Origin of the sequence: Achromobacter piechaudii NBRC 102461, assembly GCF_001571245.1 — a bacterium.
GTDB lineage: Bacteria > Pseudomonadota > Gammaproteobacteria > Burkholderiales > Burkholderiaceae_B > Achromobacter > Achromobacter piechaudii.
Genome location: NZ_BCTK01000001.1, coordinates 650,896 through 671,156 on the forward strand (window position 1 = coordinate 650,896; position 20,261 = coordinate 671,156).

Annotated in this window: 16 protein-coding genes; 11 read left to right on the forward strand and 5 right to left on the reverse strand. The window is 66.2% G+C overall.

Annotated elements, in window-relative coordinates:
• Positions 1-51: 51 nt before the first annotated feature.
• The gene (locus tag API01S_RS03100; RefSeq protein WP_006220052.1) at positions 52-1,350 is read right to left on the reverse strand and encodes a TRAP transporter large permease; all 1,299 of its coding nucleotides are present in this window, start codon (positions 1,348-1,350) and stop codon (positions 52-54) included.
• Positions 1,347-1,880: a TRAP transporter small permease gene (locus API01S_RS03105; protein WP_061303045.1), complete on the reverse strand. Its 534-nt coding sequence runs from the start codon at positions 1,878-1,880 to the stop codon at positions 1,347-1,349. Before API01S_RS03105 ends, API01S_RS03100 begins: the two co-directional genes overlap by 4 nt.
• A 352-nt stretch (positions 1,881-2,232) precedes the next feature.
• Between API01S_RS03105 and purL the strand changes: the two genes are divergently transcribed.
• On the forward strand, positions 2,233-6,282 hold the full coding sequence (purL, locus tag API01S_RS03110) for a phosphoribosylformylglycinamidine synthase (protein WP_061303046.1): 4,050 nt from the start codon (positions 2,233-2,235) through the stop codon (positions 6,280-6,282).
• A gap of 156 nt (positions 6,283-6,438) precedes the next feature.
• Positions 6,439-6,888, forward strand: coding sequence for a hypothetical protein (locus API01S_RS03115; RefSeq protein WP_061303049.1), 450 nt, complete (start codon positions 6,439-6,441; stop codon positions 6,886-6,888).
• A gap of 165 nt (positions 6,889-7,053) precedes the next feature.
• On the opposite strand, the gene API01S_RS03120 is transcribed toward API01S_RS03115, so the two are convergent.
• Positions 7,054-7,971 carry a LysR substrate-binding domain-containing protein gene (locus API01S_RS03120; RefSeq protein ID WP_061303051.1) on the reverse strand — a complete coding sequence of 306 codons (918 nt, stop codon included), beginning with the start codon at positions 7,969-7,971 and terminating at the stop codon, positions 7,054-7,056.
• Positions 7,972-8,255: 284 nt separating this feature from the next.
• Here API01S_RS03120 and API01S_RS03125 point away from each other — a divergent pair, with 284 nt between their 5' ends.
• Positions 8,256-9,884 carry a methyl-accepting chemotaxis protein gene (locus tag API01S_RS03125; protein ID WP_061303053.1) on the forward strand — a complete coding sequence of 543 codons (1,629 nt, stop codon included), beginning with the start codon at positions 8,256-8,258 and terminating at the stop codon, positions 9,882-9,884.
• A gap of 83 nt (positions 9,885-9,967) precedes the next feature.
• Here the strand turns inward: API01S_RS03125 and API01S_RS03130 are convergent, their stop codons facing one another.
• Positions 9,968-10,954, reverse strand: coding sequence for a Bug family tripartite tricarboxylate transporter substrate binding protein (locus API01S_RS03130; protein WP_006220046.1), 987 nt, complete (start codon positions 10,952-10,954; stop codon positions 9,968-9,970).
• Between the two features lie 18 nt (positions 10,955-10,972).
• Positions 10,973-11,926, reverse strand: a complete 954-nt coding sequence (locus API01S_RS03135; protein ID WP_050730186.1) for an alpha/beta fold hydrolase — start codon at positions 11,924-11,926, stop codon at positions 10,973-10,975.
• A gap of 154 nt (positions 11,927-12,080) precedes the next feature.
• Between API01S_RS03135 and API01S_RS03140 the strand changes: the two genes are divergently transcribed.
• The 8 genes from API01S_RS03140 (at position 12,081) to API01S_RS03175 (ending at position 20,128) form a co-directional block, all read left to right on the forward strand.
• Positions 12,081-12,998, forward strand: a complete 918-nt coding sequence (locus API01S_RS03140; protein ID WP_061303055.1) for a LysR family transcriptional regulator — start codon at positions 12,081-12,083, stop codon at positions 12,996-12,998.
• A gap of 122 nt (positions 12,999-13,120) precedes the next feature.
• On the forward strand, positions 13,121-14,590 hold the full coding sequence (locus tag API01S_RS03145) for a M20 family metallopeptidase (RefSeq protein ID WP_006220042.1): 1,470 nt from the start codon (positions 13,121-13,123) through the stop codon (positions 14,588-14,590).
• On the forward strand, positions 14,587-15,144 hold the full coding sequence (locus API01S_RS03150; RefSeq protein ID WP_006220041.1) for a DUF1415 domain-containing protein: 558 nt from the start codon (positions 14,587-14,589) through the stop codon (positions 15,142-15,144). Before API01S_RS03145 ends, API01S_RS03150 begins: the two co-directional genes overlap by 4 nt.
• A gap of 125 nt (positions 15,145-15,269) precedes the next feature.
• Positions 15,270-16,163, forward strand: a complete 894-nt coding sequence (locus tag API01S_RS03155) for an alpha/beta hydrolase (RefSeq protein WP_050730188.1) — start codon at positions 15,270-15,272, stop codon at positions 16,161-16,163.
• A gap of 156 nt (positions 16,164-16,319) precedes the next feature.
• Entirely contained in the window at positions 16,320-17,627 is a 1,308-nt protein-coding gene (locus API01S_RS03160; protein WP_084802344.1) for an SAM-dependent methyltransferase, read from the forward strand.
• Positions 17,624-18,442, forward strand: a complete 819-nt coding sequence (locus API01S_RS03165) for a DUF1295 domain-containing protein (protein ID WP_217481359.1) — start codon at positions 17,624-17,626, stop codon at positions 18,440-18,442. Before API01S_RS03160 ends, API01S_RS03165 begins: the two co-directional genes overlap by 4 nt.
• Positions 18,439-19,524: an SAM-dependent methyltransferase gene (locus tag API01S_RS03170; RefSeq protein WP_061303057.1), complete on the forward strand. Its 1,086-nt coding sequence runs from the start codon at positions 18,439-18,441 to the stop codon at positions 19,522-19,524. The genes API01S_RS03165 and API01S_RS03170 overlap by 4 nt, the downstream gene beginning before the upstream one ends.
• Positions 19,525-19,537: 13 nt before the next feature.
• Positions 19,538-20,128, forward strand: coding sequence for a lipocalin family protein (locus tag API01S_RS03175; RefSeq protein WP_061303059.1), 591 nt, complete (start codon positions 19,538-19,540; stop codon positions 20,126-20,128).
• The last annotated feature ends 133 nt before the right edge of the window (positions 20,129-20,261 follow it).

Here is a 20,261-nt window from a genome sequence, read left to right on the forward strand (position 1 = left end):
CTCTCTTTGCGAGTGTGTCTGTTGTTGTGTTGAGAACCTGCACTTCGATATTCAATAGCCCAACTGCTTGGGCAACCACAGCGCCAGTTGCGGAAACACCAGCACCGCGACCAGCACCAGGAACATGGCGCCCAGCAGCCACACCACCCACCGCACCGTGGACTCCATCGGCACGCGCGCGATGCGGCACGACACCATCAGGTTCACGGCCAGGGGAGGGGTGAATTGGCCCAGCGCCACCTTCAACGTCAGGATCACGCCGAACCACACCGGATCCCAGCCGTAGGCATTGGCGATCGGCATCAGCAGCGGCACGAAGATCAGGAAGATCGAGATGCCGTCCAGGAACATGCCCACCGTCATCAGCAACAGGATCAGCAGCGACAGCACGCCCCATTCGCCCAGGCCGGAATTGACGATGGCGTTGGTGATCGGATCGATCACGCTGAGGGTGGACAAGGCCCACGCGAAGATGCCCGCCAGCGTCACCACCAGCATGATGACGGCGGACAATTCGGCCGCTTCGCGCAGGATGGTGTAAAGGTCACGCCACTTAATCGTGCGGTGGATGAAGCCGCCCACGAAGAGGCCGTAGAACACCGCTACCACCGCCGCCTCGGTCGGCGTGAACCAGCCCAGGCGCATACCGCCCAGGATCAGCACCGGCGCGGCCAGGCCCCACGACGCTTCGCGCAGGCTGGCCCAGAACGGCGGGCGCGGCAAATGGGATTCCAGCCCGCCCATCTTGTACTTGCGCGACAACCAGACGGCCGGGATGATCAGCGCGAAACCGGCCAGGATGCCGGGAATCATGCCGGCCGCGAACAGCGCCGGCACCGACGCGCCGGGCACCAGCACCGAATAGATGATGAAGGCGACCGAGGGCGGAATCAGGATGTCGGTGGCGGCGCCGGCCGCAACGACCGCGGCCGAAAACGACCCCGGATAGCCCGCGCGCGACATGGCGGTGATCATCACCGCGCCCACCGCCGCCGCGCACGCCGGGCCCGAACCCGAAATGCCGCCCAGGAACATGGCCACCGCAATCGACACCAAAGGCAGCATGCCCGGGCCCCGGCCCACGATGGCGATGGCGAAGTCGACCAGCCGCTTGGCCACGCCCGAGCGGTCGAAGATGGACCCGACCAGCACGAACATGGGGATGGCCAGCAGCGGATATTTGGCCAGGCCGGCGTAGAAGTTCTGCGGCACGGTCAACAGGCCATACCAGGGCGTGTCCAGGTTGGACAGCACGATGGCGACGGTGCCGCCGATGCCCAGCGCCACGCCCACCGGCACGCCGATCAGCATCAGGACGATGAAGACAACGAACAACAGGGTGGCGATCATGGCTTGTCGGCGCCCCGGGCAAGGCGGCGGATCGTGCCCAGTGTGCGCAGCGAGATCGCCGCGGCCATCACGGGCAGCCAGATCGAATACCACCAGGTGGGCACGCCGATCGCCGGCGAGGTCTCTTCATAGATGAATTCGTCGGCCACCAGCTTGACCGACAGTACGGTCAGCAGCACGAAGAAGGCCAGCACGCAGCCGTTGGAAATCAGCGCCATGATCCGCTGCCGCCGGGGCGAGCCCGAATCGGCCAGGATTTCGATGCGGATGTGATGGTTGCGCACGAACGCCACGCTGCCGCCCGCCATGGTCAGCACGATCAGCAGGAATACCGAGATTTCCTCCGTCCAGGCGAACGACTGGTCGGTGAAGTAGCGCACCAGCACGTTGGCGAAGGTGATCAGCGCCAACGTCGCCAGCAGGATCACGGCCAGCCAGTCTTCAATGGCCAGCGGCACCTTGACGGCGGGATCGGATTCAGCGGGGATGATCGGTTCGACGGGTTCGACGGGAGCTTCGGGGCGGGACATGGGTGCGGCGACGGCTGCGCGCTGGGCGCGTTCGAGTCATTGGAGTCGCTGCATCCTACCGTCGCCCCGGGGGCGCTGGTCTTCGTGTTTTCCCGTGGTGCGGGGCGACAACAACATGCTGCGTTGCGTCAGACAAGAGCAATGCCCGCCGAACCAGCGCGTGCTATTGCTTGATGACAGGAAGGCTTACCCAGGATATTGCTGTGCACCATCAAGGCGCGGGCGCGTCGGAATTCTTTTGTAACATCAGCCGAATTCCCGGCTTGGCAAGCTTCTTGAACAACAGCTCCGGGAAAACCCCCTAAACAGGTAAAATCACTTTTTGCACCCATCCTTATACGGCGCCCGCATCGTGTCCCTAGTTCAGCATCTGCCTGGTTCCTCCGTCCTGTCCTCCTTTCGTCGCGATCGCCTGCTGGCGCAATTAAAGGAAGCCGGCCTGCCGGTGGCCGACATCTCCGCTCGGTATGAGCACTTCGTCAGCACCGACGCCGCCTTGACGGCCGAACAGCAGCAACACCTGACCCAACTGCTGGATTACGGCACGCCCAGCACGGCCAGCGCGCCGGCCAAGAGCTTGTCGCTGCTGGTTATTCCGCGCCTGGGCACCATTTCCCCCTGGGCCAGCAAGGCCACCGACATCGCCCACAACTGCGGCCTGTCGTCGGTGCACCGCATCGAACGCGGCGTGCGCTATGTGATCACCCCGGAACGCGGCCTGCTTGGCGCAAAGTCCTTCGACGACGCCATGCTGGCGCGCGCGGCCGACTGCCTGCACGACCGCATGACCGAAACCGTGGTCGACGCCAATTTCGACGGCCAGGCGCTGTTCCAGACGCTGGCCGGCAAGCCCATGCGCACGGTCGACGTCCAGGCCCATGGCGTCCAAGCCCTGGCCGAAGCCAATATTTCGCTGGGCCTGGCCCTGTCGGAAGACGAAATCGAATACCTGGCCAAGTCCTTCACCGACCTGGGCCGCGATCCCACCGATGTGGAACTGATGATGTTCGCGCAGGCCAACAGCGAACACTGCCGCCACAAGATCTTCAACGCTGAATGGGTCATCGACGGCCAGTCGCAGCCCAACACGCTGTTCGGCATGATCCGCGCCACGCACAAGGCGCAGCCCGAGGGCACGGTCGTGGCGTACTCGGACAACGCCGCCATCATGGAAGGCGGCCCCGCGCAGCGCTTCCAGGCCGGCGTGCCCGGCGTCACGGGCGAGGGCGCCGAAGGCGCCAAGTACATCCGCCGCGACACCACCGTGCACACCTTGATGAAGGTGGAAACCCACAACCACCCGACCGCGATTGCCCCGTTCCCGGGCGCATCGACCGGCGCGGGCGGCGAAATCCGCGACGAAGGCGCGACCGGCCGTGGCTCCAAGCCCAAGGCCGGCCTGACCGGCTTCACCGTGTCGCACCTGCGTTTCGACGACGCGCTGCAACCCTGGGAAGCCGACCACCACGGCCTGCCCGAGCGCATCGCCTCGCCGCTGTCCATCATGATCGACGGCCCCATCGGCGGCGCGGCGTTCAACAACGAATTCGGCCGGCCCAACCTGCTGGGCTACTTCCGTTCGTTCGAGCAGACGGCGGGCGGCACGCGCTGGGGTTATCACAAGCCCATCATGATCGCGGGCGGCCTGGGCAGCATCGACGCCGGCCTGACCCACAAAGACGTGATCCCGCCTGGCGCGCTGCTGATCCAGCTGGGTGGCCCGGGCTTCCGTATCGGCATGGGCGGCGGCGCCGCCTCCAGCATCAGCATGGGCAGCAACTCGGCTGAACTGGACTTCGATTCCGTCCAGCGCGGCAATCCGGAAATCGAACGCCGTGCCCAGGAAGTCATCGACCGCTGCTGGCAGCAGGCCGAGAACAACCCCATCATCGCGATCCACGACGTGGGCGCGGGCGGCTTGTCCAATGCCTTCCCGGAATTGGTCAATGACGCCGGCCGTGGCGCCATCTTCGATCTGAAGCGCGTGCCGCTGGAAGAGTCCGGCCTGTCGCCCGCTGAAATCTGGAGCAATGAATCGCAGGAACGCTACGTCCTGTCGATCCTGCCGAAAGACCTGGAACGTTTCGACTCCATCGCCCGCCGCGAACGCTGCCCGTATGCGGTGGTGGGCGTGGCCACCGAAGAACGCCAACTGCGTGTGGTGGACGGCGAAGGCCTGCCTGGCCTGGACACGATCCGCCCGCAAGGCCAGGCCGAAGTGCGTCCGGTAGACGTGCCGATCGACGTCATCCTGGGCAAGCCGCCGCGCATGACGCGCGACGTGCGCCGCCTGCCCGGCGTGTCCGCGCCGCTGGACCTGGCCGGCATCGACCTGACCGAAGCCGCCTACCGCGTGCTGCGCCACCCGACGGTGGCCAACAAGTCCTTCCTCATCACCATCGGCGACCGCACCGTGGGCGGGCTGTCCAGCCGCGACCAGATGGTCGGCCCGTGGCAAGTGCCGGTGGCCGATTGCGCGGTCACGCTGGCCGACTATGAAGGCTTCCGTGGCGAAGCCATGTCGATGGGCGAACGCACTCCCATCGCCATGCTCGACGCCCCGGCCTCCGGCCGCATGGCCGTGGCCGAAGCGCTGACCAACCTGGCCGCCGCCGACGTCGCCCGCCTGGAAGACATCAAGCTGTCGGCCAACTGGATGGCCGCCTGCGGCGTGGACGGCCAGGACGCCGCGCTGTACGACACCGTGTCCGCCGTCAGCGAACTGTGCCAGGCGACGGGCCTGTCCATTCCGGTGGGCAAGGATTCCCTGTCCATGAAGACGTCCTGGGAACAGGACGGCGAGCAACGCCAGGTGGTCGCGCCGGTGTCGCTGGTCGTCACGGCGTTCGCGCCCGTGGCCGACGTGCGCGCCAGCCTGACCCCGCAACTGCGCACCGACGCGGGCGACAGCGTGCTGATCCTGATCGACCTGGGCCGTGGCCGCCACCGCATGGGCGGCTCGATCCTGGCGCAGACCTATAACCAGGTCGGCGAAACCGTGCCGGACATCGACGCCCCGCAAGACCTGCGCGCCTTCTTCATCACGATCCGCACGCTGGCCGAAGCCGGCACGATCCTGGCTTACCACGACCGTTCCGACGGCGGCCTGTTCGCCACGCTGACCGAAATGGCGTTTGCCGGCCGCACCGGCATCTCGGTGAACCTGGACATGCTTACCTTCGATCCGCAATCGGCGGATTGGGGCGACTACAAGATCCGTCCGGATCAGGTCAAGGTGCAGCGCGAGGAACTGACGCTCAAGGCGCTGTTCTCGGAAGAAGCCGGCGCGGTCATCCAGGTGCCCGCCTCGCAACGCGACGCCGTCATGCAGGTGCTGCGCGGTGCGGGCCTGTCGGCGCACTCGCACGTCATCGGCGGCCTGAACGGTGCTGACGAAGTCGAGTTCTATCGCGATGGCAAGAAGGTCTGGGGCCAGCCGCGCGCTGACCTGGGCCGCGCCTGGAGCGAAGTGTCCTACCGCATCATGGCTCGCCGCGACAACCCGGCTTGCGCGCAAGCCGAACTGGACGTCTGGAACGATACGACCGATCCGGGCATGAGCCCGAACGTGTCCTTCGATCCGCAGGAAGACATCGCCGCGCCCTTCATCAACACCGGCAAGCGTCCGCGCGTGGCGATCCTGCGCGAGCAGGGTTGCAACAGCCAGGTGGAAATGGCCTGGGCGTTCGACACCTCGGGCTTCGAAGCCATCGACGTGCACATGACCGACCTGTTGGCCGGCCGCGTGGACCTGGCGCAGATGCAGGGTCTGGTGGCGGTGGGTGGTTTCAGCTACGGCGACGTGCTGGGCGCCGGCGAAGGCTGGGCGCGCACCATACGCTTCAACAGCCAGCTGTCGGACCAGTTCGCCGCGTACTTTGCGCGTCCGGACACCTTCGCGCTGGGCGTGTGCAACGGCTGCCAGATGATGGCCGCCCTGGCGCCGATGATTCCGGGCGCCGAGCACTGGCCGCGTTTCACCCGCAACCAGTCGGAAAAGTACGAAGCCCGCCTGTCGATGGTGGAATTGGCCAAGTCGCCGTCCATCTTCTTTGCCGGCATGGAAGGCGCGCGCATCCCGGTGGCGGTTGCCCACGGCGAAGGCTTTGCCGACTTCTCGCAGCAAGGCGACGCCAGCCGCGTGCTGACCGCCGCGCGTTACATCGACAACCGTGGCCAGGCGACCGAAGCCTACCCGTTCAACCCGAACGGCAGCCCCGGCGGCCTGACTTCCGTCACCACCGCCGATGGCCGCTTCACGGTGATGATGCCGCACCCGGAACGCGTGACCCGCAACGTCATGATGTCGTGGGCGCCCGAGACGTGGGGCAACGCCGACAAGGGTGGCGCATACAGCCCGTGGATGCGCATTTTCCGCAATGCGCGCGTCTGGCTGAAGTAAGCCGGGCGGGCGGCGCCGCCGCTGCGCGAGAAAAGGACGGGCCACGTGCCCGTCCTTTTTTTTCGCGCGTTCCCCGCGATTGGCCTTGCCGCCGATACGCAAGTAGGATGGTCGCAGCCCATCTTGGCTGAACCTGCATTCCTAGGGGGAATAGTCATGAAGCTGAACAAGCTGCACGAACGTATCGGCACCGCCTTGCTGGTGTTGATCCCACTCATTTACGCGTTCTATGTGACGGTTCTGTCACTGTCGTTCGGAAAATTTCAGGCGATGTACCTGGGCGCGGGCAACAGCCACGGCATGGCATTGGGGCGCACCGTGCTGCATGTGCTGCTGTCGCCGGGCGCATTTGCGGCCGGGGCCGCCGTGGTGCTGCTGCGGCATCGTCCCGCCCAGCCTATCCGGTGGGCCTGGGCTGTCTTCGCGTGGCTTTGGTTCAGCATGGCGCTGTCGGTGGTGCTGGCGCCGTTCTTCCCGGCGTGGGCCGCGTCGCAGGCCTTGTGGGCGCTGGCGTTGCTGTTGACGTGGCGGGCGGTCCGCGCGCCGCGTTGTGTGTCGGTCTACCGGGATGCGTTGGGGCAGGGCGGCGCGGGCCGAAGCGCGTAAGGCGCGCGGTGGGGCGGGCGACTGCGGGGCGCTTATGGTGCTATCCGTTGCGCGGCATGAACCAAACAAAAGCGGCGCATGACGCCGCTTTTGACACGGCGCCATGCGGCGCCTGTCGCCCCACTTGTACCGCTTCTAACAAACCCGCCCTGACAAAACCATGCCTTAAAGCACCTGTACCGACCTCGTATGCAGGCTTGAGGCTTCGTGCTCGAACTGGTTCGCCAATTCTTCCGCCGCTGGCGTCAAGGGTTGCGACATGCGCTGCACCAGCCCGATCACATAGTTGGGCAGTGGGTCGGCAATGGGAATGGTGTCCAGCTGCTCGCGCAGCAAACCCGTGGCGATCAGCGTGGTGGGCAGCAGCGCCATGCGGTCGCTGTTGGCCACCAGCGCGGCCGTGTCGATCAAGCCATCCGTGTGCATGTCCACGCGCGGCGCGCCCAGGCCGGCCTGGCTGAAAACGTCGTAGATCGATGCGCCCGGTTGGCCCGGTGGGCCAGCGACCGCGAACACCACCTCGCGCAGCTCGTGCAGAGCCTGGGCCTGACGCAAGGGGTGGTTGCGGCGCGCGGCCACCACCAAGGGGCAGGTCAAAAGGGCCCGCGTGGTCAGTTGCGGGTCGGGCTCTTCCGGATTGACGGGGCAGATGGCGAAATCCAGTTGGCCATCGCGCAGCAGCGGCATGAGCGAATGGTAAAGCCCGCTGCGGCAATGTAGTTCGACGTCGGGATAGCGCTGGCGAAAGCGCTGGATCGCGGGAGAGGCCAGCAGCACCGACGCCGCCGCCGAAATGCCGTATTGAACCGTGCCCAGCCGTTCGCCTCGCATCTGAGCCATGGTGTCGCGGGCGCGCTTGGTTTCATGAACCAGATATTGCGCGTGCGGCAAGAAGCGCTTGCCGTAGTCATTGGGCCGCATTCCCTTGGCATGCCGATCGAATAATGGCAGCCCCAGCGTGCGCTCAAGTCGCCGCAGGGATTTGGTCATTGCGGGTTGGGTCTGTCCGGTGGCTCGGGCTGCCGCGTGCACGCTGCCATGTTGCGTGACGGCAAGAAAATCGAACACCTGCTGCAATTTCATGTGATGCCCCCTATTGCTCAGTCGTTCTTGCTGAAAGGTCCCCGGCTGCTCTTTCAAAGTGCTGAGGGACCGTAGTTCATTAGCTGTCAACGTAGCAAGCCGCCAGGCCAGCGCGCACGACCGTGCTGTTTACGCAGATCCAACGCCCGCGCGGCCTGCGAGGCGATTGAGGCTGCGCCGGCATCCCCCCTTGTCAAACTTTTGTAACGTAATGAGATATTTAACTTTTAGTTGCAACCTGCCGTTAACCCGTAGAGCGTTATGCAACCCGGAGTGGCTTTTACATGTTCAAGAACCTAAGTATTCGCGCAATCCTGACGACCGCCCTGGGCGTCTTCTTTGCGCTATTCCTCGTCACGGGCGTCGCGGTATATCAACAACTGACGTCCAATCGCACTTCCATCGAAGTGCTGCTCGACACCAACCTCGTGCGGGCCAACGCGGTGGATGGCGCGGGTGCGGAACTGCTGCGCGCGCGCCTGGTGCTGCTGGCCGCGCAAAGCGCGTTGCTGGAAGGCAAGTCCATCGACAACATGGCCAGCATGCAGCGCCTGGACGGCTATACCAAGAAAGCGTCTGATTTGATTGACGTTGCACGCAAACAGCCCGAAACGTCGGCAGTAGGTAAGCCGTTGTTCGAGGCCGCGCTTGCGGCCTATGACGTCTATCAGCGCGACGCCATCGCCCCCATGATTGCGGCGATCCGCGCCGGCAAGCCGCAAGATGCCAGCCGCCTGAACCTGGAGAAGGTCACGCCGCTGGGCATCAACTTCACCCAGGCCATCCAGAAATACGTGGACTACGCTGACGACGTCGGCCAGCGCGTGGCGCGCGAGGCATCCACGCGCATCAATGGCGCCATCGTGCTGCTGATCGGCTTGCTGGTCGTGGTGGCCGTGCTGGTGGTGAGCCTGTACGCGATCTTCGCGCGTTCCGTCTTCCGCCCCATGCACGAGGCCGGCCGCTTGTTCGACCGCATCGCGGCCGGCGATCTGAGCAACCGTATCGAGCAGCGCGGCAATAACGAAATCGGCGTGCTGTATGCCGCCGTCAAGCGCATGCAGGACAGCCTGTCGCGCACCGTGTCGGCCGTGCGCCTGGGCGTGGAAGAGATCCACACCGGCTCGCGCGAGATCGCGGCGGGCAACATCGACCTGTCTTCGCGCACCGAACAACAGGCCGCATCGCTGGAAGAAACGGCCGCCAGCATGGACGAGCTGTCCTCCACGGTGAAGAACAACGCCGACAGCTCGCGCAGCGCATCGCAACTGGCGTCGGCGGCGTCCGAAGTGGCCACGCGCGGCGGCAAGGCCGTGGGCGACGTGGTCGGCACGATGCGCGGCATCGCCGACAGCTCCAAGCGCATCGCCGACATCGTCGGCGTGATCGACGGCATCGCCTTCCAGACCAACATCCTGGCGCTGAACGCGGCGGTGGAAGCGGCGCGCGCGGGCGAGCAGGGCAAGGGCTTTGCCGTGGTGGCCAGCGAAGTGCGCGCATTGGCGCAGCGTAGCGGCCAGGCCGCCAAGGAAATCAAGGGTTTGATCGACGACTCCGTGCAAAAGGTGTCGATCGGCTCGGACCAAGTGGAAGCCGCCGGCGCCACCATGCAGGAAATCGTGACGTCCGTGCGCCGGGTGACGGACATCATCAACGAAATCTCCAGCGCGTCCGAAGAGCAGTCGCAGGGCATCCAGCAAGTTAACCAGGCGGTGTCGCAGATGGACAGTGTGACGCAGCAGAACGCGGCGCTGGTCGAAGAGGCGGCGGCGTCGGCCGCGTCGCTGGAAGCGCAGGCGCAGCGCCTGCGCGAAGCGGTCTCGGTATTCAAGCTGCAAGCGGGCGGGCAGGTCATCGATGCGGACGCCGCTGCGCTGGGCCGCCATCCCGAACCGGCGTTGATCGGCGCCTGACAGGGCCTGTGGGACGGACATCCGGCCCAAAGAAAAACCGCCCCGGCGCGTCATGCGCCGGGGCGGTTTTTTTTATGCCGCGTTTATTGGTCCAGCTGGATGTTGGCGTCGGCGGCGACGTTCTTCCACTTCTTCACATCGCTGGCGATCACCTGCTGGAACGCTTCCGACGAGCCGGCAACGACCGTGCCGCCCAGGCTGGCCATCTTGGCCTTGACGTCCGGCGCGTTCAGGGCCTTGACCGCAGCGTCGTGCAGCGTCTTCTTCACGTCATCCGGCAGGCCCTTGGGCGCAAGCAAGCCGTTCCACGCGTTGGCTTCGTAGCGCGGCAGGCCGGCTTCCTTGAAGGTCGGCGTGTCGGGCAACTCGGGCGAACGCGCATCAGCCGCGATGGCGATCGGACGAATCTGGCCGCCCTTGATGTACGGCAGCGAGGCCGGCACCGGTTCCCAGATCATCGAGACCTGGCCGCTGATCACGTCGGTGAAGGCCGGACCCGCGCCGCGATACGCGATGTGCATCAGCTTGGCGCCCGTCATCGACTTCATCAGTTCCATGGCCAGGTTGCCCAGGCCGCCCGCGCCGGACGAGGCATAGGTGAACTTGTCCGGGTTGGCCTTCGAGGCGGCGATCAGCGCGTTCAGATCGGTGGCGGGAAAGTCCTTGGTCACGCTCAACACGCCCGGCACGGTCACCAGCTGGGTGATCGCGGTGAAGTCCTGGACCGCGTCGTAAGTCAACGACTTGTAGACGGCCGGGTTGGTGCCGTGCGTGCTGGACGAGGCCAACAGCAGGATGTAGCCGTCGGGCGCGGCGTCCGCCACGTAACGCGTGCCGATCGAGCCGCCCGCGCCCGCCTTGTTTTCAACGACCACGGTGGCGCCCAGTTCGGTGCCCAGTTGCGCGGCGAACACGCGGCCGATGATGTCGGCGGTGCCGCCCGGCGCGAACGGGACGATCAGGCGCACGGGCTTAGCGGGGTAGGCGGCTTGCTGCGCCGAGGCCGCGCCGGCAGCCAGCGTGGCGCCGGTCAGCAGCGCCAGGGCGAGGGTGGTTTTCTTGAAATTCATGGTGTCTCCAGGCGAAGGTTAGTCGAGGCTGCGAGCGAGCCAATCGACGATCAATTCGGCTATCTGGTCGCTATTGCGGTCCAGCATGCAGAAATGGGAATTGCCGGCGATGCCGGTGGCGGGCAGGTCCAGCACGTCGGCGCGCTGGCCGGCCGCGCGCAGGGCCGTCCAGTACGCGTCCGTCTGCGCGCGATAGCGCAGCCAGGTGTCGTCCTGGCCAAAGTGGTCGCCCCAGACCAGCAACTGCGGCGGCAGCGCAGCGCACGGAGCTGCCGGGGTGCCGGTCGGCTCCAGGGCCACGACGGCCTTGACCGTGCTGGCGTATTCCTGCGCCAGCACCGTGGCGTACCCGCCGCCCTGGCTGTGGCCCATGACGATGCAGGGGCCGGCCAGGTCCAGTAGTTGGCGATAGGCGTTCAGCGCCATCTCGCCGTGCGTCAGCCAGCGCGGCACGAACTGCTTGGCGAAGGTGTCGAAGAACTCGACCGGAAATTGCTGCGATGGATAGGGGTGACGCCGCTGGCCGGCCGGCGCATAGCCGCTGGGCGGGCCGATGCGGAACAGGCCCCACGCTTCTTCCTTGGACCGGAAGATAGGCGCGCTGTCATACACCTGCGGGTACATGGCCCACGACGCGCGGCCCCGTTCCGGCGCGTCCGACACGAAGACGTCGAAGCCCGCTTGCAGCAGGCGCCAGAGCCAGCCGGGGCGGCCGTCCGGCGTGCTTTCCCATTGCGCGCCCGTCATGCCGCCGCCGTGCCACAGCAGGACGGGGTAGGGGTGGCGCGGCTGGGCCAGCCGGTATTCCTGCACGTACAACTGGCCGGCGCTGTAGCCGCCGTTCATGTCGATCAGGCGGGGCGCGTTGTCCACGACCTGCTTTTGCTGCATGGGCACGCCGCCCGCCACGGCCTCGACGCCGCCCAGGAAGTGGCTGCGGAGGGACTTGAGCAGGACAGGGATGTCGGGCATCAGGGTTTTCCAGAAGTCGATGCTGGAATGTTAGTTGCCAGATGTTTCTGTGTTGTGCAAAATGAGCAGCGCCTGTGCCGATTCGGCACAGCACCGCAGCATTCATCCCCTGCGCGCCGCAGACCGCCAGCGCCGTTCTTACAGAAGAAAATTCATGGATATCAAATGGTTGGAGGACTTCGTCGCGCTTTCGAAGTCGCGCAACATGTTCCAGGCGGCCGAGGCGCGCAACGTCACGCACCCGGCGTTCGGACGTCGTATCAAGGCGCTGGAGGAATGGGCGGGCGTGCCGCTGGTCGAACGCGGCCATCAGGTGTCCACGTTGAACCCGGCCGGGCGCAGCGTGCTGGCGGCGGCCATCGACGTGCTGGACATCCTGCGCGACACGCGCCAGGCGCTGCAAAAGCCGGAGCAGGCGCGCAACCGCAAGATCACCATCGCGTCCGGCAAGACGCTGGCGCATTCGGTGCTGCCCGGCGTGATGGCGCACGTGCAGCAGGGCATGCCGGCGTTTCAGCTCAAGGTGATCACGACCACCCTGAACTATGGCGTGGACATGCTGGCCGACGGCGAGGTCGATTTCCTGCTGTGCCACGCGCACGAACCGCTGTATGCCCGCATCGACAACCCCGGCTACCGCTGGCGCCGCGTGGGGGCCGACAAGCTGGTGGCGGTCAGCGCGCCCGTCACGCCGGGCGGCCGCCATCCCCGCTATGCGGTGCCCAAGCTGGGCTCGGACGCGGCGGTGCCGTTCCTGGCCTATGCCGACAGCATGTCGCTGGGCCGCATCCTGCACGACCGGCTGCGCGGCCTGTGCGTGATGGCGCAGTTGCAGACCCTGTACGAATCGGATCTGGCCGACGCGCTGCACGCCATGGCGCGGCAGGGCTTCGGGCTGGCCTGGCTGCCGCACACGCTGGTCGAAGCCGATCTGCGCGCAGGCAACCTCGCGCGCGCGGACAGCGCCCGCAACGACATCCACATGGAAATCCGCGTTTATCAGTCGGTGGACAACGCCAAGCCGCTGGCCCGCGAGGTCTGGGGGCGGATCGAGGCCTACGCGGCGCGGTAGGGACGCCGGCTTGGGCCGCCCGCGCACCCGTGGCCTTTCCATTCAGACAGCAGCCTGCCGGCAGGCATAAAATACGAAATTACGTTCCCGCCCACCGCACCCCGCACAAAGGATTCCGCGCCATGAACGCCCGTATCCCCGAAGACGCATTGCCGCCCACTCTCGATCCCGACGCCTTGCAGGCTTTTGTCGACGACAAGTGGGACAACGAAATCATCCCCGCGCTGACCGACTACATCGCCATCCCCGCCAAGAGCCCCGCGTTCGATGCGGATTGGGAAAAGAACGCCTTCATCGAGCGCGTCGTGCGCGATGCCGCCGCCTGGGTCGAAGCGCAGAAAGTCTCGGGCCTGAAGCTGGAAGTGGTGCGCTTGCCGGGCCGCACGCCCGTCATCTTCTTTGACGCGCCGGCCACGCGCAGCGACAACGGCGACACCGTGCTGCTGTATGGCCACCTGGACAAGCAGCCGGAGTTCTCGGGTTGGCGCGCCGGCCTGGGCCCGTGGACGCCCAAGTACGAAGACGGCAAGCTGTACGGCCGCGGCGGCGCGGATGACGGCTACGCCGTGTACGCCTCGCTGACCGCCATCATGGCGCTGGACAAGCAGGGCATCCCGCGTCCGCGCTGCGTGGGCATCGTGGAAACCTGTGAAGAATCCGGCAGCTACGACCTGCTGCCTTACGTCGATGCGCTGCGCGACCGCCTGGGCAACGTCGCCCTGGTGGTGTGCCTGGATTCGGGCGCGGGCAACTACGACCAGCTCTGGATGACGACCTCGCTGCGCGGCATGGTGTCCGGCACGCTGGAAGTGCAGGTGCTGGACGAAGGCGTGCATTCGGGCGACTCCAGCGGCGTCGTGCCCTCGTCGTTCCGCATCCTGCGCCATCTGCTGGACCGCCTGGAAGACAGCGCCACCGGCCGCCTGTTGCCGCAAAGCCTGCACTGCGAAATCCCCGCCGAACGCGTCGAGCAAGTGGCCGCCACCGCGCGCATTCTGGGCGACGAAGTCTGGCGCCGTTTCCCCTGGAGCTGCGGCGCGGACGGCGGCTTCGTGCTGCCGATGACGACCGAACCCGAACAGGCGCTGCTGAACCGCACCTGGCGTCCGACCCTGTCGGTGACCGGCGCCGAAGGCCTGCCGCCCCTGAACAACGCCGGCAATGTGCTGCGCCCGCGCACCGCGTTCAAGCTGTCTTTGCGCCTGCCGCCGCTGATCGACGCCGTGGCCGCCTCGCAGGAAATCAAGGAACTGCTGGAAGCCGACGCGCCCTATAACGCCAAGGTCATCTTCAAGGCCAACGAAGGCGCGGCCACCGGCTGGAACGCACCGGCCACAGTGCCCTGGCTGACCCAGGCGCTGGACGCAGCCTCGCAGCAGTACTACGGGCAACCTTGCGGCTACATCGGCCAGGGCGGCACGATTCCGCTGATGAGCATCCTGCAAAAGGGCTTCCCCAAGGCGCAATTCATGGTCTGCGGCGTGTTGGGCCCCAAGTCCAACGCCCACGGCCCCAATGAATTCCTGCACGTGCCCTACGGCAAGAAGCTGACGGCGGCTGTCGCGCAAACCATGGCGGCCATGCCGGCATGATTTCGACTTCCGACGCTTATGCCAACGTGGTGGCTGAAACCCGCCACTGGCTGAATCAGGCCGTGATCGGCCTGAATCTCTGTCCGTTCGCCAAGGCGGTTCAGGTCAAGGACCAGATCCGCTTTGCCGTCAGCGACGCGACCGACGCCGAAGGGGTGCTGACCGACCTGCAAGACGAACTCGCCCTGCTGGCCGAAGCCGACCCCGAGCAGATCGACACCACCTTGCTGATCCTGCCGGACGCGCTCGACGACTTCCTGGATTTCAACGATTTCGAAGAACTGTCCGACCGCCTGCTCAAACGCATGCGGCTGGTGGGCGAATTGCAGGTGGCCACGTTCCACCCGCAATTCCAGTTTGCCGACACGCAGCCTGACGACATCGAGAACTACACCAACCGCTCGCCGTATCCCATCCTGCACCTGCTGCGGGAAGACAGCATCGACCGCGCGGTGGAGTCGTTTCCGGATGCCTCCGACATCTATGAAAAGAACATCGACACGATGAAAAAGCTCGGCCTGGAAGGCTGGAAAAAGTTGATGACCAAAGTCTAGGCATCCATTTCGCCGTCTGCTTCGTATATGGGTCAGGCACCGGGCGTTTTGCCCCGGCGCCGAACTTCACCCCCTGCGACAGGAGACGGCGTTGCCTCACCTTTTCTCTTTTGCCCCGGCGCGCGATGCGTAGCGCGTCGGCGCTGGCCGTGCTGGCGATGTTGCTGGTGCTGGGCCTGACGGCCTGTTCGCCGCTGACGCTGCTCAACGGCGCGGTGCCCGACAACGCCAATCGCGTCGTGGCGGACGTGGCCTATGGCGACCAGCCGCGCCAGCGCCTGGACATCTATGCGCCGACCGGCGTGCAGAAGCCGCCGGTTGTCGTCTTCTTCTATGGCGGCAGTTGGCGCAATGGCTCGCGCGCCGACTACAAATTCGTGGGCGACGCGCTGGCGTCCCGAGGCATCCTGGCCGTCATCGCGGATTACCGGCTGTACCCCGACGCCGCCTATCCCGACTTCCTGGATGATTGCGCGCGCGCCGTCGCCTGGACGTTGCGCAACGCCGAGCAGTATGGCGGCGACCCGGCGCGCGTTTTCGTGGCGGGGCATAGCGCGGGCGGCTACAACGCCGCCATGGTCGCGCTGGACGGGCGCTGGCTGCAACGCTACGGGGCTTCGCCCGCCATGCTGCGCGGCTGGATCGGCATGGCCGGCCCCTATGACTTCCTGCCGATCGTGGCGACCAGCCTCAAGCCGGTGTTCCATTTCCCCGGCACGCCGCCCGACTCCCAGCCCATCGCCCACGTCACGCCAGCCGCGCCGCCCACCTTGTTGATGACCGGCATGGCCGACACCACGGTCGACCCCCATCGCAACACCGAAGGCCTGGCCGCCGCCTTGCAGGCTGCCCACGTCCCGGTAACGCTGCGGCGGTATGACAGGCTGGGTCATGCGCTGCTGGCGGGCGCGCTGGCGCGGCCGCTGCGATGGCGCGCGCCCGTGCTCGATGACCTGGCGGCATTCGTGCAGGCCGTGCCCGCCGCGTCGCCCCGCCTGGAAATGCAGGGCGAAAGATAGCGAGCAGGCGAGGGCAGGCGGATAAGGGTTTTCCCTGGTGAATCTGATTCGCCGGGGCGTACGTATATAGGGCAACGACAACGCGGGCGGGGGCCAGACATCAAGCGGGCCGCGCGTCCGATCCGGCCCCGCCCCACCCCTACCGGGAGAAGAACGATGAGATCGCCCTCCGACTCCGAACGCCTGGCGCTGGACGGTGCCTGCGCGCCCGAGGCCGTGCAGCCTCTGTCGCTGACCGAACGCCTGCTGCGTCGGCGGTTGATGGACCAACTGGCGCAGTTGCAAGGTGGCCGGCTGCTGATTGACGACGCCCTGGGCAGCGTCGAACTGGGCGCGTCGCCGGCGCCGGATGCCGCCCCGTCGCGGCCCCTGCGGCTCCACGTGCGCAACCCGGCGTTCTACCGCGCGATGGCCGCCAACGGCAGCGTGGGGGGCGGCGAAGCCTATGGCGACGGCGATTGGCATTGCGACGACCTGGTCGGCCTGATTCGGCTGCTGGTGCGCAACCGCGACCTGCTGGACGGCATGGAGCGCGGCATGGCGCGGCTGGGCAGCGTGGCGATGCGGGCGCTGCACGCATGCCGCCGCAACACGCGCGCGGGCAGCCGCCGCAACATCGCCGCGCACTACGACCTGGGCAATGACTTCTTCCGTCTGTTCCTGTCCGACGACATGATGTATTCGTCGGCGCTCTGGGCGGGCGAAGACGACACGCTTGAGCAGGCCTCCACCCGCAAGCTCGATGTCATCTGCCGCAAGCTGGACCTGCAACCGGGCCAGCGCGTGGTCGAGATCGGCACCGGCTGGGGCGGCTTCGCGCTGCATGCCGCGCGCCATTATGGCTGCCACGTCACCACCACCACGATCTCGCGCGAACAGCATGCGCTGGCCACCGAGCGCATACGCAGCGCCGGGCTGCAAGACCGCGTGGACGTGCTGCTGCAAGACTATCGCGACCTGACCGGCCAGTACGACAAGCTGGTGTCCATCGAAATGATCGAGGCCATCGGCGCGCAGTATCTGCCGACGTATTTCTCCAAGGTGGGCGGGCTGCTCAAGCCCGATGGCATGGCGCTGATCCAGGCCATCACCATCGAAGACCATCGCTATGCGCAGGCGCTCAAGGCGGTGGACTTCATCAAGCGGCATATCTTCCCGGGCAGCTTCATGCCGTCCATCCAGGCCATGCTGCAAGCCAAGACGCAGGCCAGCGACCTGAGTCTGGTGCATCTGGAAGACTTCGGCCTGTCCTACGCGCGCACGCTGCAAGCGTGGCGGCAGCGTTTCATGGCCAACCTGGACGCGGTGCGCGCGCAGGGCTTCGACGAACGCTTCATCCGCCTGTGGGAGTTCTACCTGGCTTATTGCGAAGGCGGCTTCAGCGAACGGGCCATCGGCGTGTCGCACCTGCTGCTGGCGCGCCCGCAAGCCATGCCGGCAGCGGCACGCTGGACGGCCGCATGACGCCCATCATGCAAGCCTTGCTGGTGGCCGTCGTGGCCGTGCTGCTGATGAGCGGCGGCTGGCTGTGGCAAAGGCGCCATCACAACGCGGGCATCGTCGATGCGATGTGGTCATCCGGCATGGCCCTGGCCGCCGTGCTGCTGGCCCTGACCGGGCCGGGCGCCGCCACGCCCCGTTTGTTGCTGGCGGTGTTGGGCAGTGTTTGGGCGGGGCGCTTGGCGCTGCACATCTGGCGGCGCGTGCGCGAGGGGGAGGAAGACGGCCGATACCGCGCGTTGCGCGCGCACTGGAACGGAAGCCAGGGCAAGTTCGCGCTGTTCTTCCTGGCGCAGGCGGGGCTGGTTGTCTTCATGTCCTTGCCCTTCATCGCCGTGGCCGCCAACCCCGTGCCGGGCATGACCCCGTGGACGTGGCTGGGCCTGCTGGTGTGGGTCGTGTCGGTGCTGGGCGAGACCGTGGCCGACCGGCAACTGGACGCCTTTCGCGCCGACCCGGCCAACAAAGGCCGCACCTGCCGCCAAGGCTTGTGGCGCTATTCCAGGCATCCCAATTACTTCTTCGAATGGCTCCACTGGTTCAGCTACGTGCTGCTTGCCGTTGGCGGCGACCTCGCCTGGCTGGCGTGGTTGGGCCCCATCGCCATGTTCATCTTCCTGCGCTGGATCAGCGGCATTCCCTACACCGAGGCGCAGGCGCTGCGCACGCGGGGCGAAGATTATCGCCAGTACCAGCGCAGCACGCCGATGCTGTTCCCATGGTTTCCCAAGCGCGATCCGGACGGATCGCCGCAAGCCAACACAAGGGGCAAACGATGAACGCCGCCACCCTCAGTGAATCCCGCCTGGCCTCGGACCGGCCGGCTTCCGGCCTGCTGGGCCTGGCCGAACGCGGCCTGGTGCCCGATGCGCTGTTGCGCCTGGGCATCCGGCGTCTGTGCGCGCAGCGGCTGCGAGACGAAATGGCGGGCGGCGCGGCCGCGCAGGCGCGCCGCTACCAGCACCTGATCGACGAGCTGCGCCTGAGCCCCGTCGCCATTCACACCGACGCCGCCAACGCGCAGCACTACGAACTGCCGGCTGACTTCTTCACGCTTTGCCTGGGCCGGCAGCTGAAGTATTCCGGCTGCTATTACGCCACCGGCCGCGAAACGCTGGACCAGGCCGAAACGGCCATGCTGGAGCTTTACGGCATCCGCGCCGAACTGGCGGACGGGCAGCGCATCCTGGAACTGGGTTGCGGCTGGGGCTCGCTGACCTTGTGGATGGCCGAACGCTATCCCACGGCGCGCATCACCGCCGTGTCCAACTCGGCCTCGCAGCGCCAGCACATCCAGGCCCAGTGCCGCGCGCGCGGCCTGGACAACGTCGAGGTCATCACTTGCGACGTCAATACGCTGCAATTGCCGACGCAGGAATTCGACCGCTGCGTCTCCGTCGAAATGTTCGAGCACATGCGCAACTACCAGGACCTGCTGGCGCGCATTGCCTCGTGGCTGCGCCCGGGCGGCAAACTGTTCGTACACCTGTTCGCGCACCGCAGCCTGATGTACCCGTTCGAGACCGAAGGCGACGACAACTGGATGGGCCGCCATTTCTTCACGGGCGGCATCATGCCGTCGGCCGACACCTTGCTGTGGTTCCAGCGCGATCTGCGCATCGAGTCGCGCTGGCTGGTCGACGGCACCCATTACCAACGCACCGCGAACCACTGGCTGGCGAATCAGGACGCCAACCGCGCCGCCGTGATGACGGTGTTGGAACAGGCTTACGGCGCGTCCCTGGCCAACCTGTGGTTCAACCGCTGGCGCATGTTCTGGATGGCCTGCGCCGAATTGTTCGGCTATCAGAACGGGCAGGCATGGATGGTGGCGCATTACCGCTTCACGCGGCCGGACTGAAAGGAGGCAAGCCATGCGCAAGACCCTAAGCGTCGCGGCAGCGGCAATGATCGCCGCGCTGACCGGTTGCGGCAGCCCCACGCCGATGCCGCCCGTGGCGCAGGTCAACCTGCCGCGCTTCATGGGTGATTGGTACGTGATCGCGGGCATCCCCACGTGGCCCGAACGCGCGTCGTTCAACGCGGTGGAAAGCTACGCTTTGCTGCCCGACGGCCGCATCCAGACCACGTTCCGGTATCGCCACGGCGGCTTTGACGCCAAGGTCAAGACGATGCGGCCCGAAGGCACGGTCGAACCGAATACCGGCAACGCCATCTGGGGCATGCAATTCATCTGGCCGATCCAGGCGGAGTACGTCATCGCGTATGTGGACGAGAACTACCAGCAGACGATCATCGGGCGCAGCAAGCGCGACTATGTCTGGATCATGGCGCGCACGCCGACCTTGCCCGACGCCGATTACGCGCGCCTTGTCGACAAGGTGCGCGAGCTGGGTTACGACCCCGCGCTGTTGCGCCGCGTACCGCAGCAATGGCCCGAGCAGGGCCCCGAGCCGCGGACCTATCCGCAGGCCGGCATCGATCCCGACCGACCCGCGCGCTAAATATTTTCTGGTTATATAGACCGGCTTTTTTATTTTCCGGCGCAAGACTGTCGCGCGGCATCTGATCCGCTACCTGTACCCGTGCAGAAGGCGGGCAGGGCGGCAGCATTGCCTGGCTGGTCATACCAGCCGC